The organism is Streptomyces sp. NPDC029122 (assembly GCF_055569445.1).
The window spans coordinates 83,015-97,563 of sequence record NZ_JBVHWK010000005.1 but is presented as its reverse complement, the minus strand read 5'-3'; the positions used below and the strand labels follow the sequence as shown (position 1 = coordinate 97,563).

Sequence of the window (14,549 nt, the reverse complement as noted above, 5' to 3'; positions counted from 1 at the left end):
CCTAGGCCCCCGGCCCTCACGGGCCGTCACATGCGGGACGAAATGGGGTCCCGGGCGGGGATCTTGACCTGTCCGGCGCGTGTCCGAAGCCCGGCCTTGATCGTTTCTTCAGCCGTAACCCTCATATCGGCTGCCGAATCGGGAGGACCGCGGTGACGGCTTGGCAGTACTTCGCCGGGGCGGGGCTGGTGGCCGCGCTCTGCCCGCTGCACGGCCATGTGGCGGTCGCGGGCGACGGCCACGGCCACGGGGCGCGGGTCGACGTGTGCGTGCCGGGCGGGCCGCCCAAGCCGCCCAAGCCGCCCAAGGTGCGGCCGCCCGCCGTGCCGCCGCCGCCGGTGGCGCGGCCCGGGAGCCCGTCGCCGGTTCCGCCGGCCGTACGGGTGACGGGGCCCGACGCCGTCCGGCCCACGGTGCGCCACCCCGGCCACGCGCAGGGGCTGCCGGGGGCGCCCGTGCCCGGGGCACCGGCGCCGGGCGGGCCGGCGCAGCCGCCGGGGGCCGCGCCGGCCGCGGACGGGGAGCCGGAGCCGGCTCCGGCCGATGCCTCCGCCCCGCCCGCGGCCAGGGCCGCCGCCGGGCAGACGCGGAGGTTCCACGTGCGCCCGTACCACTCTGTCGCCCTGGAGCGGCGGGGCCCGGACGGACTGAGCACCATGATGCTGATGGTCGTCGTGACCACCCCGGCCGTGCTGGCCGCCGCCGCGCTGCGCCCCCGCTCCAAGGGCCGGAGCTGATGCCCGCGCCCCCCAGCACCCGCGTCCCGCCCACGGACGCCTCCGCGCCACCGCGGCCCTGCGCCCGCGCATCCGCGCACCACGCATCCACCGACCCACGAACGGGAGATCCCTCGTGTCCGAATGGCTGGTCCTGGCCATCGCCATGGCGCTCGTCTGCGCCCTCGTCCTCGCCATCACCGTGGTCCGGCACCGCCGGGTCGCGGAAGACGAGGACACCAGCGAAACCCCCGACGTCATCGAGTACATGACGATGATGGTCGGCGTGGTCTACGCGATCGTCCTGGGCCTGGCCATCGCCGGTGTCTGGGAGGCGCGCGGCGCGGCCGAGGACAGCGTGCGCCGCGAGGCCCAGTCGCTGTACGAGGTCACCCAGCGGGCCGACGTCTACCCGGCGCCCGTCCGCGACCGGATCCGCGGCGAGGTGGGCGCGTACGTCTCCCACACCGTCAGCGTGGACTGGCCGCGCCTGGTCTCCGGCCAGGACGCCTCCGCCGAGGGCGCGCAGCTGCTCGGCAAGCTGCGTACCGACGTCACCCACCAGAGCCCCGCCAATGAACTCCAGGCCCAGGCCTACCAGCCGCTCCTCGACCACATCGCCGCCGCCGACGACGCCCGGCACTCGCGGACCCAGAGCGACGAGTCCACCCTGCCGGGGGTGGTCTGGTTCGGGCTGGTGGTCGGCGGCATCGTCACCATCGGGCTGATCTTCACCCTGCAGATCCGGCGTTCGGGGCGCGAGCTGCTGCTGGCCGGACTGTTCAGTGCGCTGATCGTGTTCCTGCTGTTCATGGTGTGGAGCTTCGACGCCCCGTACGGGCGCGACGGGACCGATTCCGCCGAGCCCTTCCAGGAACTGTTCCCCGCCCTGTCGGTGACGGCCTCCCGCTGAACCCCGCGACGGCGTCGGGGGGGGGCTGGTCCGGGCCGGTTCAGCCCCCCCCCGGGGCCGCCTGCCGCCGCACGGCGGCCACCAGCGGCGAGTGCCGCAGGGCGTGGGAGATCCGTACGAGGTCGCGCGGCCCGTCGGCCAGGAGCGGCACCCGCTCCTCGTCACCGTTCCCGCCCCCCTCCGGGTCGGCGGCGCTGGCCCGTACGGCCGCGACCACCATCGCCGCGTCCGCGACGGCGCGGGCCGTCTCCTCGTCCGCCCCGGCCGACCGGGCCCGCTCGTAGGCGGTGTCGCGGTGGCGCCGGTCGAAGGAGGGGCCGAGCCGCAGGAAGCCGTCGTGGATGTCGGACTCCCGCTGGATCACCCGGATCGCGGCCGGGGACCACCAGGACATCCGTACGCAGGGCGCGCCGCTGGGCGCGGTGCTGTGCACCTCGTGCCACAGTGCGCCGAGGTGCCGGTAGGTGCTCCAGGTGCGCCAGCTGTCCGACACGCGCTGGTACACCAGCGGCAGGACGAAGCCCACCGAGCTGACGAGGGCGGCGAAGGCGGCCAGCGGCGGGGCGAGGTAGGTGCTCAGGTCGTCCAGGTCGTGGCCCAGCCAGCGGGCGGCGACGGCGGACATCTTGGCCGCGTCGTAGGCGAGGCTGATGGTGTACCCCGCGACGATGATCACCAGGCCGGCCCGGAGCCAGCCGCTGACCCGCAGGGACCAGCGCCAGCACATCGACACCATCATCAGCACGGCGGCGTTGTGCGCCAGCAGGTAGGCGGCGATCATCAGCCGGATGTACGGGGTGTTCGCGTAGTAGGTGTCGAAGTCGCGCAGCCGCTCGACCGGGGCCTCACCGAGGGCGAACAGGACGATGATGGCCACCACGACCACGGCGTAGCCGGCGATCCAGCGCTGGGAGGTGCGCCGGATCTCCTGCCTCGCGCCGCCGCGCCAGTTGAAGACCAGGACGAGGCAGGAGGCGCTGAAGGCGGTCATCAGGCAGTAGACGAGGGGGGCGGAGAAGTTGGGGACACCGGTCCAGCGGTTGACGGCCGCGATGGTGGGCGGGGCGGCGAAGGTGAACACCGCGCCGCCGAGGAGGAGCAGGACGAAGACGGACCGCAGCAGCGGATCGCGGCCGTTGGCGCGCAGGGCCGGCAGCTTGCACACGAGGGCCACCGCCATCGCGGCCGCCGGGATGTAGTAGTCCGGTCCGCTCAACGGTCGTTCCTGTGCCCCCGGTAGCCGAGAGAGGTCTCGATCCGGCCCGCCAGCTCGTCGCGGTGGGCCGGTGGCCGGTGGCCCGCCGACCCGGCCAGCCAGGTGCGGCACCGGCTGCCCAGCAGGAGCCCGAAGCTCTCGGCCTCGGTCTCCTCCCGGACGTCGGCCCGGGTGCGGGCGGCGACGCTGCGGACCGTCTCGCCGAGGTCGGCGCCGTCGGTCAGCAGCCGGGCGGCGACGGCGGCCCCGTCGACGTGGTGGCTGCAGTGGCCGGCCTTCATGTGCCACAGCTCGTGGCCCAGGATCACCAGCTGGTGATCGGGTGCCGTGCGCTCCTCGATGACCACGAGGTCGCGGTCCGCCATGTCGAGCCACAGGCCGCTGGCGGTCCCCTGCGGGAACGCGGCCATCCGGAACTCCACCGGGCGGCCCCGGTGCCTGCTCATGCCCTCGCAGAGGGCGGCGTAGAGGTCCACCGGCTCCACGGGGGCGGCCAGCTTGATGCCGGACACCAGCTCCGCGCACAACCGCCGCTGCGCTCTGCCTATGCTCACCGTTCTCCCCGTCGGCGCGGATCCGGATCAGGACTCAAGGATCAGATCCAGACTTTCGACTGGGTCATGATTCGTTCGGTTTGACGCTTTCGAGAAGCATGTCCAGCCATTCGGTCACCTTGTCCCGGTGCTTGTCGCTGGGCAGTTGTGCGGCGCGCCAGGCGATGCCCCGCACGCCGTGGTTCTGCAGGAGTCTTGCCAGCGGATCGCCGGTCGAAGCCGCCTCGGCCGGTACGGTCTGCCGCTCGCGCCCCGCGAAGTCCTGGAGCAGTTGCTGCTCGGTGCGCTGGAGGGCGTCCGTGAGGGCGTCGGCGTCATGGGCGGTGAGGAAACCCGCGTGTACGCCGAAGAACCGCTGGATGGCGTCGCAGTGCTCCATCGTGGGCCGCCGGTCGCCGTTGATCAGGGCGCCCGCCTGCTGCCGGGACATCCCGGCGCCGTCGGCGATCTCCTGCTGCGTGTAGCGGCGGCCGTTGGGTTTCACCCGGGTCCGCCGGAGCAGGTCCAGGCGCTGGAGGAAACGCGCCTGCAGGTCGGGTTCGCCGGCCCGCCGGCCGTCGAGCAGGGTCCTGATCACATCAGCGGGAACCCCCGACGCCTCCGAGAGCCTGCGGAGGTCGAAGACCTGGTTCGGGTCGCGGCCCATTTTGTTCGCCAGTTCAGCGACCCGCGTGACGGTCGCTGCCAGGGGCGCGTTGGCCACCGCGACGGGAGCCGGGAAGCCGTCTGTCACCAGTGGTTCTCCTAGATCGCGCGAGGTCAGTGGGCACGTGTCGGCCTCAGGGAATCTATCCGGTTTGTTTTGGGAGAGCCAGAACTTGCCACAGCTGTGGCGGGAATGAGCTGTCGCTCGGCTGGAATTGCCACAATAGTTGACACTCGAATGAAGTCGGTAGCAGGATCGCCACACGGAAATGAAGATCCAGACCGTTGAGGAGGGGGAGCTCTCGGTGCCACATCTCGCAGCGGTGGGCCCGTCTGATGGCCTCGTCCGAGCCGGTGAGGAGCGCCTGGCGGGCGAGGAATCCGCCCGCGGCGCAGTGCGGTCGGAGCGGCGCAAGGAGATTTTGCGCCAGCGCCGCGAAGAACTGGGCCTGAGCCAGGAGGACGTCGCGTCGCGGCTGCACATCAGCGTGCGCGCGTACGGAAACTGGGAACGCGGGCTCGTCAAAGAGTGGACGGACCGCAAACTCCTCGCCCTGGCCGAGGCCTTGGAGATGAGCGAGCGGCAGTGCTTCTGGCTGTTCAGGGTCATGGTCGACCGCGATCCGCCGCCCACCTGGCGTGCGGCCGAGGAGAACCGGCTGCCCCAGGACCCGGCCCAGCGCGACTACCTCGTGGACTACGCGGCCCTCATGGAGGCCGTGCCCTACCCGAGCTTCCTGGTGGACCACCGGTGGGACGTCGCCCTCACCAATTCGGCCTTCGACCGGCTGTTCCAGTCGGTCCGCCCCCATCCGACGGCCCTGCCGGACGACAACTTCCTGCGCTTCGTGCTCTTCCACCCGGATGCCGCGGCCGTGCTGGAGGACCACGAACCGGCCTGGTGCGTACCGCTCCTGGCCCAGTTCGCGACCGCCCTGGCCGGGGCTCCGGACGACGAGGGACTGCGGAGCATCCGTCAGGAGGTGGCCCGTGACCCGTTCATGGAGGCCGCCTACCGGTACGGGGTCCCGCACTGGCTGACCACCCACGGGGAGGGCGCCGCCGAACAGGACGGCGCGGTGCGGACGGTGCGCCATCCGGACCCGGGCTGGGGCCTGGTGCGGTGCCGGATGGTGGCGGAAACCAGCCGAATGCTGGGGGGGATGGGCCTGACCCGGATCACCCTGGTGCTCTCGGCCCCGCAGGGCCTGCCGGCCGGTCCGGTGCGCGGCGGAGCCGGCTCCCCGCAGCAGCAGGGCGCGCGTCTGCGGGCCGTGCCGCCGCTGGGGGAATGACACCGCGGGGCAGACTGGCCCCCTGAAGCGCGCGCCACGGCCCGTCCAGGGCGGGGTCGGCGGCACCGGGCCGTACCGACCGCCTGGTTCGGTCCGGGCGGTGCCACGATCCGCGGCATCGCGCGGATGTCACGGATCGTGGCATTCCGGCGGCGCCGCCGGAATCGTGGCTCCCGCCCGTTCCGGGAAGCCCCGGGCCGTGGCCGCGGCCACGACGGCGGAAGGGCGGAACAGGGCATGCGGTTGACCATCCTCGGCGGGGGCGGATTCCGCGTCCCGCTCGTCTACGGGGCACTGCTGGGCGACCACGCCGAGGGTCGGGTGTCCCGTGTGACCCTCTACGACGAGGACCCCGCCCGGCTCGCCGCCATGGCCCGGGTCCTCGCGGACCAGGCCGCGGCCGCCGGGGTGGCGGGCGCCCCGGCCGTCACCGCCACCGGCGACCTGGACGAGGCCCTGCGCGGAGCCGACTTCGTCTTCTCCGCCATCCGCGTCGGCGGCCTGGAGGGGCGCGCGGCGGACGAGCGGATCGCGCTGGCCGAGGGAGTGCTGGGCCAGGAGACGGTCGGCGCGGGCGGTATCGCGTACGGCCTGCGGACGGTGCCCGTGGCCCGCGAGATCGCGCGCAGGATCGCCCGTACCGCCCCCGGCGCCTGGGTCATCAACTTCACCAACCCGGCCGGAGTGGTCACCGAGGCCATGGCCGAGGCACTGGGCGACCGGGTCATCGGCATCTGCGACTCGCCCGTCGGCCTCGGCCGCCGGATCGCCCGGCTGCTCGGCGCCCGGCCCGGCGAGGCCTGGATCGACTACGTGGGCCTCAACCACCTGGGCTGGGTGCGCGGCCTGCGGATCGGCGGGCGCGACGAGCTGCCCCGGCTGCTGGCCGACACGGAGGCGCTGGAGTCCTTCGAGGAGGGGCGGCTCTTCGGCGCCGACTGGCTGCGCTCGCTCGGCGCGATCCCGAACGAGTACCTGCACTACTACTACTTCAACCGTGACACGGTACGGGCCTACCAGGAGGCGAAGCAGACGCGCGGCGCCTTCTTGCGCGACCAGCAGCGCGGTTTCTACGCCGAGGCCGGCCGGCCGGGACAGCCCGCCGGAGCGGCGCTGGCCGCCTGGGACCGCACCCGGGCCGAGCGCGAGGCCACGTACATGTCGGAGAACCGCGAGGTGGCGGGCGTCGGGGAGCGCGAGGAGAGCGACCTGGAGTCCGGCGGCTACGAGAAGGTCGCCCTCGCGCTGATGCGGGCCATCGCCCGGGACGAGCGGGCCACCCTGATCCTCAACGTCCGCAACGGCGCCACCCTCTCCGTGCTCGACGCGGACGCGGTCATCGAGGTGCCGTGCCTGGTCGACGCGAACGGCGCCCACCCGGTCTCCGTGGCACCGCTGCCGCTGCACGCGGTGGGGCTGGTCACCTCGGTGAAGGCGGCGGAGCGGGCGGTGCTGGCCGCCGCTTCGAGCGGCTCGCGGGCGGACGCCGTGAAGGCCTTCGCGCTGCACCCCCTGGTGGACTCGGTGGCGGTGGCCCGGCGGCTGCTGGACGCGTACGCGGCGGAGCACCCGGGCCTGGCCCACCTGCGCTGACCCCTTCCCGGGGCGCGGCCTCGGGGTCCTCACCCGTGCGGCGGCTTGCGGCATGCGGTGGGGTGGGGGTGCTGTGAGAGTGCGAGATGTGACCAGTGCCCCCGCCGTGGCCGCGCCGCCGCCCGTGCTCGACCGGCGGCGGCGCAACGTCGTCTTCGGCACGATCATGCTGGGCGTGCTGCTGGCCGCGCTCGACCAGACGATCGTGGGCACGGCCCTGCCCACCATCGTGGCGGATCTCGGCGGCGCGGCCCACATGGCCTGGGTGGTGACCGCGTACCTGCTCGCGGAAACCGTCGCGACGGTCCTGGTGGGCAAGTTCGGCGACCTCTTCGGCCGGAAGCTCATCTTCCAGATCTCCGCCGTCATCTTCATCACCGGCTCCTTCCTGTGCGGCCTCGCCGGCAACATGACCCTGCTCATCCTGTGGCGGGGCCTCCAGGGCATCGGCGCCGGCGGCCTCATGGTCACCTCCATGGCCCTGATCGCCGACGTGGTTCCCCTGCGCGAACGGGGCAAGTACCAGGGCGCCATCGGCGCCGTCTTCGGCATCGCCACCGTCATCGGACCACTGCTGGGCGGCCTGTTCACCGACCACCTCAGCTGGCGCTGGGCCTTCTACGTCAACGTCCCGATCGCCGTGCTCGTCGTCGTGGCGGCCGCCCGCACCATCCCGTCGGTACGCGCCGCCGGCCGGCCCGCCATCGACTACCCGGGCATCACCCTGATCGCCGCCGGTTCGAGCGCGCTGATCCTGGCCACCAGCTGGGGCGGCAACGAGTACGCCTGGAGCTCACCGGTGATCACCGGGCTCTTCGCGGGCGGCGCGCTGGCCCTCGCCCTGTTCTGCGTGGCCGAGACCCGGGCGGCCGAACCGATGCTGCCCATGCGGCTCTTCCGCAACCCCGTCTTCACGGTGTGCTCGGTCCTCAGCTTCGTCGTCGGCTTCGCCATGCTCGGCGCGATGACCTTCCTGCCGACCTACCTCCAGTACGTGGACGGCGACTCGGCCACCCTGTCCGGCGTACGGACCCTGCCGCTGGTCATCGGCCTGCTGATCGCGTCGGTCTTCAGCGGCAACGCCACCAGCCGGACCGGCCGTTACCGGGTCTACCCGATCGCCGGCTGCGCGGTGATGGGCGCCGGCCTGTACCTGCTGTCGCTGATGGGACCCGGCACCGGTGGGTGGCTGGAGTCGGCGTACATGTTCGTCCTCGGCACCGGCATCGGGCTGTGCATGCAGGTGCTGACCATCGCGGTGCAGAACACCGTGGACTACGCCGACCTCGGCACGGCCACCTCCGGCGTCACCTTCTTCCGTACGCTCGGCAGCTCCTTCGGCACCGCCGTCTTCGGGACGATCTACGCCAACCGCCTGGAGCCCGAACTGAAGGCCGGGGTCGCCGAGGCCGCCCGGGCCACCGGCGCCGATCCGGCCGGCCTCGCCGCCGCCGCGCAGAGCCCGCAGGGCGTCCACGGACTCCCCCCGGCCGGGGCGGGCCCGGTCGTCGACGCGTACGCCGACGCCCTGCACACCGTGTTCCTGTGGACGGTTCCGGTGGCGGCCGTCGGCTTCGTCGTCGCGCTCTTCCTCAAGCAGGTCCGGCTGCGCGACAGCGCCCGGGCGGGCTCCACGGACATCGGCGACGGCTTCGCGTCCCCCGCCACGGCCTCGGGGGACTCGGCCAAGCTGCTGGAACTGGCGGTGGGCAAGCTCGTACGGAACATGGGGCCCGACACGGCGCGGGCGATCGTCCACGCCTCCGACACGCGGCTGGACATGGCGGGAGCCTGGGCGGTGATGCAGGTGGACCTGATGACCCGGACCGTGGGGCACGCGAGCCTGGGGCTGATCGCGTCGCGGCTCTCACTGCCGCCGGAGGTGCTGCTGCCGGTCTTCGACCGGATGGTGGAGGAGGGCTTCCTGACCCGGCAGAACGGCTTCTTCGCCCATACCCGGGCGGGCGAACGGGAGGCGGCGGTGATCTCGAGGGCCTGGGCGGACTGGCTGGGCGACCGGCTGGAGCAGGACCGCGGCCGGCCGCGCAGCGAGGAACTGCGGGCGGCGGCGGACGCCATCGCCAAGCGACTGCTGGCGGAGGACCTGCGCGAGGGCGGCTTCGCACCCCGGCTGGGGGCGCGGGGAGCCTAGGGTCCCCTGGGTGCCTGGTCGTGCTTCCCGGGCATGATGCTCCCCATCTCGGTCAGGGATGCCAGGGCGTACGTGACCGGCGCGGAAGGGCCGGCTCATTCGCCCGAGCGCGCCCGCTGCATGTCCGGGCCGCCGGCCGGGGCGGCGGCACGCAGCGCCGCTTCGACCCGGCGGTTGCTGGTCATGGATGCCGTGACGGCCGTCATCGCCAGAAGGAGGCCGGCGGCGGCGTAGAGCGGGGTGCGGACGTCGTAGGCCGTGGCCAGCCAGCCGCCGAGGAAGGCCCCCGTCGGGGCGGCGCACATGGCCAGCATGCGGGAGGTGGAGGCGACCCGGCCCATGAGGTGGGCCGGGACGACCGCCTGTCGGAGGGAGGGCCCGAGCACCATCGTGGCGCCCATGCCCGCCCCGCAGACGGCGAGCGCCAGCCCGGCCGCGTACGGGTTCGGGGCGGCGGCGAGGCCCAGGATGGCAAGCCCCTCGACGACGGCCGTGCAGGTCAGTGCGGTGCCGGTGCCGAGTCGTCGGCCGAGGCGGGAGGCGATGCCCGCACCGATCAGGCCGCCGGTGGCCTCCGCCGTCAGGAGCAGGCCGAAACCGTAGGTGTCGATGCCGAGGCGGTCGTGCGCGAAGAGCGCGAGGACGGTCTCCACCGCCAGGAAGGCGACGTTCCCGACCGCCGGGCGGAGCGCGAGCCCGAGCAGCAACCGGTCCCGGAAGACGTACGAGGCCCCGGCCCGCGCCTGCCGGAGCAGCGACTCGCGGACCTCCGGCACGGGCCGCGGCACGGCGGGCAGCGTACGGACGAGCACGGCGGAGAGCAGGAACGACACCGCGTCGGCGAGCAGCGGAACCGCCCGCCCCAGCGCGAGCAGCGCACTGCCCGCAGGCGGCCCCGCGAAGCCGGACATGGCGGTCTGGGCCCCGCGCAAGCGGGAGTTGGCCCGCTCCAGGAGTGCGGGGTCACGGCCGAGCAGATCCGGCAGATAGGCCGTGGCGGCCGTGTCGAAGAAGAGTCCGCCGAGACCGAGCAGGAAGGCGACGGCCGCGAGCAGCGGAATGCTCAGTACGTCGAGCACGGCCGCTGCCGCCGGTATCACGAGCAGCGCCGCACGGGCCGCGTCCACGACCCACATCGTGCGCCGGCGGTCCCAGCGGTCCACCAGCGCACCGCCGAGCACCCCGAACAGCAGCCACGGCAGTGTCCCGGCGGCCGTGACGACGGCGAGCGTCATCGGATCCCGCGTCAACGTCAGCGCGAGCAGCGGCAGCGCGGCATGCGACACCCCGTCACCGAGCGAGGACACCGTCTGTGCGGTCCACAGCCGTCCGAATCCGGTCGGCAACTTCCGTTCGCCGGAGGTCACTTGGAGTCCCCCTCGGCCTGCTGGCGCGGCGCCGGGCGGAACAGCGCGAAGACGAGTGACGCGTCCGGCAGCGACGGATCGGACAGCTCCCGGTACTCGTCCGCCAGTGCTTCCAGCCGGGCCCCCAGCTGCGCGAACTGCTCCTCGGTGAGCCGCAGATGAGCCATCCGTACGTGCCGCCCGCCATCCAGCGGCGCCGCCTCCAGGTCCGCCACCGCATGGCGCATCAGCACGTCCGGTCCTCCCTCGCCCGGATCCGGCAGCACGATCGACCGCGCGGCCATCGCGTAGTACCGCTCGGTGACGCCCCGCACCTTCCGCGTCCGTACCACCTTCACCAGGCCGGCCCGCTCCAGCAGCCGCACGTGATAGCTGGAACTCCCCTTGGCGAGGCCCACCCGTTCGGCGATCTGCGTGATCGTCGCCGGCTCGAAGCGGAGCACGGCCATGATCCGGTGGCGGGTGAGGTTGGAGACGGCGCGCAGTTGCTCGTCCGTGGTGACGTGGAACGTCTCGGGAAGATCGTCGGTAGGCATGCGAGCAATGGTCAACGTTTCTTGACCATTGCGCAAGGGGAATTTCGCGCGGCCCCGCAGCGCCGGACCGCTCCGTGCGCGACACGGTCGACGAGAACCGGCCGCCGCCCCGGGACGCCGTCACCCGCCGGGGCTTCCTCGGCCGCCGAGGGCGGCTCGGTGAACTGGCCGTCCCGTCCCGGTGCTCACCGCCCGCCGTGCTGCCTAGCGCCGGTGGGTGGGGTAGTCGTGCGAGGGCACGCGGGGGAGGGCCGCGAGGTCGGGGCGCCAGGCGCGCAGGACCGCCGCCGAGGGCGGGTAGAGGCTGCCGGGGATCTCCTCCGGGGCGAACCACCGCCAGCGGGCGATCTTGTGCGGTTCGGTGACGGCGGGGCTGCCCTGCGCCGAGCGGGTGAGTGCGGCCACCGTCACCCGGGTCGGCGGCGTGGGGTGCGCGTAGATCTGGACGGCCAGCAGCTCGATGTCCGCGGGGTCGGCCCGAAGGGAGGTCTCCTCGGCGAGCTCCCGGGCGGCGGTCCGCTCGAAGTCCTCCCCGGGATCGACCTTGCCGCCGGGCAGTTCCCAGTTGCCGTCGTGGGCCTGGCCGAGCAGTACGCGGCCGTCGGGCCCGAGCACGATCAGGCCGACGCCGACGATCGCGTTGGGCTGCGGGACGGCCCGCTGGGGCGGGGGGCCGGCTTCGGTACGGGATGCGGTGCCGGGTGCGTGCTCGTGTGGGCTGGCCATGCGGTCATTTTCGCCGGTCGGGTGGCGGGGCTGCCCGGCGGGACGGCCCCCTCCGGCCGGCCCCGGACGCGTGTGCGAGTTTCGGCCGGGGTGCGCTCGTGCAAGCTCTGGACGGTCAGATCGTCGTACGGGACGCCGGTTCGGGGGACGCCGTGGCACATGTGCTGGTCATCGGCGGGGGCATCGCGGGACTCGCGACCGCCCTCCTCTCCGCCCGCCGGGGACACACCGCCGAGGTCTTCGAACGCGACACCCGCGCCCCCGGCACCGCCCTCGACCGTGACTTCTTCGGCTGGCGGCGCCCCTCCGTACCCCAGGCGGCCCAGCCGCACGTCCTGCTCGGCGCCGCCCGCAAGCTGCTGCGCGCCGAACTGCCCGACGTACACGCCGAGATGCTCCGGCTCGGCGCCCGCGAGCGGCACGAGCTCGACTGGTTCGACGTACGGCCTCCGGCGCGGCCGGGCGACGAGGACCTGGTCATGGTCCAGGCCCGCCGCATCGTGCTGGAGAGCGCGCTGGCCGGGGCCCTGCGCGCGGAGCCCGGCGTGGTGGTGCGGTACGGGGAGCCGGTCGCCGGCCTGACCAGAGACCGGGGGACGGGCGCTGAGCCGTGGGTCAGCATCACCGGCGTCACCACCCCGGGCGGCGCCTACGCGGGTGACCTCGTGGTGGACGCGGGCGGCCGGCGCGGAGGCTCCGGCGGCCTGCTGGCCGGGGCCGGCTGCCGCCCGGCCCCCGTCGAGCGGCACCGCACGGGCCTCGCGTACTTCTGCCGCTGGTACCGGCTGCCCGAGGGGACGGAGGAGGGGCCGCGCCGGCCGTGGACGGTGACCGGCGGCGCCTTCGCGGGCTGCGCGGTCTTCCCGTCCGACAACCGGGTCTTCGCCGTCACCGTGTTCGCGCACACCGGGGACCCCACCCGAGCCGCCCTGCGCGACCCGGCCGTCTTCGAGGCCGCCGCCCGGACCTTCCCGCCCGGCGCGGCCTGGCTGGAGCTGGGCGCAGAGCCGCTGTCGGGGGTACTGGCCACCGCGGGCCTGGACAACCGGTGGAGCCCCCTGGCCGACGGGCGCGGCCCGGTGGTGACCGGGATGGTGCCCGTCGGGGACGCGCTCACCCACACCAACCCGACCCTGGGGCAGGGGACCTCACTCGCGCTGTGGGCGGCCGACCGGGTGGCCCGGACGGCGCACCGGGACCCGGGGTCCGCCGAGTTCGCCGCCGGGTACCACGGCTGGGCGCTGCGCACGCTGAAGCCCTGGTTCGACCTCCAGGTCGGGGCCGACGCGGCGGTCGGGGAGCGGCTCGCGGGCGGGGCGGGGGGAACGGGGGCCGGGGGAGCGGGCCCCGCGTCCGGGGCGGCGGCCAGGGCGCGGGAGGCGGCCGCGCTGTTCGAGTGCGCCCTGGAGGACCCGGAGGTGATGCGGGCGCGGGCCAGGGTGCGGCACCTGGCCGAGGCGCCCGGGCGGGCCTACGCGGACCCCGCGGTCCGGGCGCGGGTGGCGCGCTGGCTCGCGGCCCGGCCCGGCTGGGTGCCGAACGCGGTGGGGCCGGGCCGGGCGGAGTGGGAGGAGCTGACCGCGACGCCGCGCGGCGGGCGGGCGGTTCACCCGGGGCCAGGCCCTCGGCCGGGAGTGCCCAGCACCTCGGCGAGGTCGTAGCCGACGACCTCCTCCAGCTGGGCGTACGTACAGCTCTCGGGCGTGCGGTCGGGGCGCCAGCGGGCGAACTGCGCGGTGTGCCGGAAGCGGTCGCCCTCCATGTGGTCGTACCGCACCTCGCAGACCCGCTCGGGGCGCAGCGGCACCCAGGACAGGTCCTTCTTCCCGGTCCAGCGGCTCTGCGCGCCGGGCAGCCGGGCGCTCTCGTGCGCGGACTCCTCGGTCCAGGAGGCCCACGGGTGGCCCTCGACGTCCGGCATCCGCAGGGGTTCGAGCTCCGTGACCAGCTCGGCCCGGCGCTTCATCGGGAAGGCGGCGCAGACGCCCACGTGCTGGAGGGCGCCGTGGTCGTCGTACAGGCCGAGCAGCAGCGATCCGACAATCGGACCGCTCGTGTGGAAACGGAAACCGGCGAGGACGACATCGGCCGTACGCTCGTGCTTGATCTTGAACATCAGTCGGGCGTCGGGCCGGTAGGGGAGATCGAGGGGTTTCGCGACGACCCCGTCGAGCCCGGCGCCTTCGAACCGCTCGAACCACTCCCGCGCGAGCGCGGGATCCGTGGTCGCGGGCGCGACGTGCACGGGGGGCCGAGCTGTGGAGAGTACGCGGACCAGGGCGCTGCGGCGTTCGCCGAGCGGGGTGCCGAGCATGGAGTCGTCGCCGAGCGCGAGCAGATCGAAGGCGACGAAGCTGGCCGGAGTGGTCTCGGCGAGCAGTTTCACCCGGGAGGCCGCGGGGTGGATCCGCTCGCTGAGCCGGTCGAAGTCGAGCCGTCCGCCGTGGACGATCACGATCTCCCCGTCGACGACGCAGCGGGGCGGCAGACTCTCCTTCAGCGCCGCCACCAGCTCGGGGAAGTACCGGACCAGGCTCTTGCCGGTACGGCTCCCGATCTCCACCTCCGGCCCGTCGCGGTACACGATCGCCCGGAAGCCGTCCCACTTGGCCTCGTACTGCATGCCCGGCGGGATCGTGCTCACCGACTTGGCGAGCATCGGCTTCACGGGCGGCATCACCGGCAGATCCATACACAGGATTCTGCGGCGGTACGTCCGGGCCCGCCCGGTGTGGGGGGGGGGGGGGGGGGGGGGGGGGGGGGGGGGGGGGGGGGGGGGGGGGGGGGGGGGGGGGGAGGGGGGGGGGGGGGGGGGGGGGGGGTGGGCAGAGCAGAA

13 protein-coding genes are annotated in these 14,549 nt (G+C 74.0%); 6 read left to right on the top strand and 7 right to left on the bottom strand.

Features of this window, described 5'->3' with window-relative positions; translation table 11 throughout:
• The first annotated feature begins 152 nt into the window (after positions 1–152).
• The gene (locus ACZ4WZ_RS08590) at positions 153–737 is read left to right on the top strand and encodes a hypothetical protein (protein WP_467886882.1); all 585 of its coding nucleotides are present in this window, start codon (positions 153–155) and stop codon (positions 735–737) included.
• A gap of 115 nt (positions 738–852) precedes the next feature.
• Positions 853–1,629, top strand: a complete 777-nt coding sequence (locus ACZ4WZ_RS08585) for a bestrophin-like domain (protein WP_467886879.1) — start codon at positions 853–855, stop codon at positions 1,627–1,629.
• A gap of 40 nt (positions 1,630–1,669) precedes the next feature.
• Here the strand turns inward: ACZ4WZ_RS08585 and ACZ4WZ_RS08580 are convergent, their stop codons facing one another.
• The 3 genes from ACZ4WZ_RS08580 to ACZ4WZ_RS08570 form a co-directional block, all read right to left on the bottom strand.
• Positions 1,670–2,845, bottom strand: coding sequence for an MAB_1171c family putative transporter (locus tag ACZ4WZ_RS08580; RefSeq protein ID WP_467886876.1), 1,176 nt, complete (start codon positions 2,843–2,845; stop codon positions 1,670–1,672).
• Positions 2,842–3,399, bottom strand: a complete 558-nt coding sequence (locus ACZ4WZ_RS08575; protein WP_388930820.1) for a toxin-antitoxin system, toxin component — start codon at positions 3,397–3,399, stop codon at positions 2,842–2,844. Before ACZ4WZ_RS08575 ends, ACZ4WZ_RS08580 begins: the two co-directional genes overlap by 4 nt.
• A gap of 64 nt (positions 3,400–3,463) precedes the next feature.
• On the bottom strand, positions 3,464–4,132 hold the full coding sequence (locus tag ACZ4WZ_RS08570; protein ID WP_467886871.1) for a helix-turn-helix domain-containing protein: 669 nt from the start codon (positions 4,130–4,132) through the stop codon (positions 3,464–3,466).
• A 334-nt stretch (positions 4,133–4,466) separates the two neighbouring features.
• Here ACZ4WZ_RS08570 and ACZ4WZ_RS08565 point away from each other — a divergent pair, with 334 nt between their 5' ends.
• The 3 genes from ACZ4WZ_RS08565 (at position 4,467) to ACZ4WZ_RS08555 (ending at position 9,084) form a co-directional block, all read left to right on the top strand.
• Complete coding sequence (locus tag ACZ4WZ_RS08565) at positions 4,467–5,339, top strand: MmyB family transcriptional regulator (protein WP_467886868.1); 873 nt, start codon at positions 4,467–4,469, stop codon at positions 5,337–5,339.
• 237 nt (positions 5,340–5,576) lie between these two features.
• Positions 5,577–6,932 (top strand): 6-phospho-beta-glucosidase, encoded by a 1,356-nt coding sequence (locus ACZ4WZ_RS08560; RefSeq protein ID WP_467886865.1) that lies wholly within the window; start codon positions 5,577–5,579, stop codon positions 6,930–6,932.
• 52 nt (positions 6,933–6,984) lie between these two features.
• The gene (locus ACZ4WZ_RS08555) at positions 6,985–9,084 is read left to right on the top strand and encodes an MDR family MFS transporter (RefSeq protein ID WP_467886862.1); all 2,100 of its coding nucleotides are present in this window, start codon (positions 6,985–6,987) and stop codon (positions 9,082–9,084) included.
• Positions 9,085–9,179: 95 nt separating this feature from the next.
• On the opposite strand, the gene ACZ4WZ_RS08550 is transcribed toward ACZ4WZ_RS08555, so the two are convergent.
• The 3 genes from ACZ4WZ_RS08550 to ACZ4WZ_RS08540 all read right to left on the bottom strand — a co-directional run bounded on the left by ACZ4WZ_RS08550 (position 9,180) and on the right by ACZ4WZ_RS08540 (position 11,713).
• A complete protein-coding gene (locus ACZ4WZ_RS08550; RefSeq protein ID WP_467886859.1) occupies positions 9,180–10,451 on the bottom strand; it encodes an MFS transporter in 1,272 nt (423 codons plus the stop codon).
• Entirely contained in the window at positions 10,448–10,987 is a 540-nt protein-coding gene (locus ACZ4WZ_RS08545) for an ArsR/SmtB family transcription factor (RefSeq protein ID WP_467886856.1), read from the bottom strand. The genes ACZ4WZ_RS08550 and ACZ4WZ_RS08545 overlap by 4 nt, the downstream gene beginning before the upstream one ends.
• Positions 10,988–11,191: 204 nt before the next feature.
• Positions 11,192–11,713 carry a nucleotide triphosphate diphosphatase NUDT15 gene (locus ACZ4WZ_RS08540; protein ID WP_467886854.1) on the bottom strand — a complete coding sequence of 174 codons (522 nt, stop codon included), beginning with the start codon at positions 11,711–11,713 and terminating at the stop codon, positions 11,192–11,194.
• Between the two features lie 98 nt (positions 11,714–11,811).
• Between ACZ4WZ_RS08540 and ACZ4WZ_RS08535 the strand changes: the two genes are divergently transcribed.
• Entirely contained in the window at positions 11,812–13,374 is a 1,563-nt protein-coding gene (locus ACZ4WZ_RS08535) for an FAD-dependent oxidoreductase (protein ID WP_467886851.1), read from the top strand.
• On the opposite strand, the gene ACZ4WZ_RS08530 is transcribed toward ACZ4WZ_RS08535, so the two are convergent.
• A complete protein-coding gene (locus tag ACZ4WZ_RS08530) occupies positions 13,320–14,405 on the bottom strand; it encodes an ATP-dependent DNA ligase (protein WP_467886848.1) in 1,086 nt (361 codons plus the stop codon). The two genes, ACZ4WZ_RS08535 and ACZ4WZ_RS08530, sit on opposite strands and share 55 nt — an antisense overlap.
• Positions 14,406–14,549: the final 144 nt, after the last annotated feature.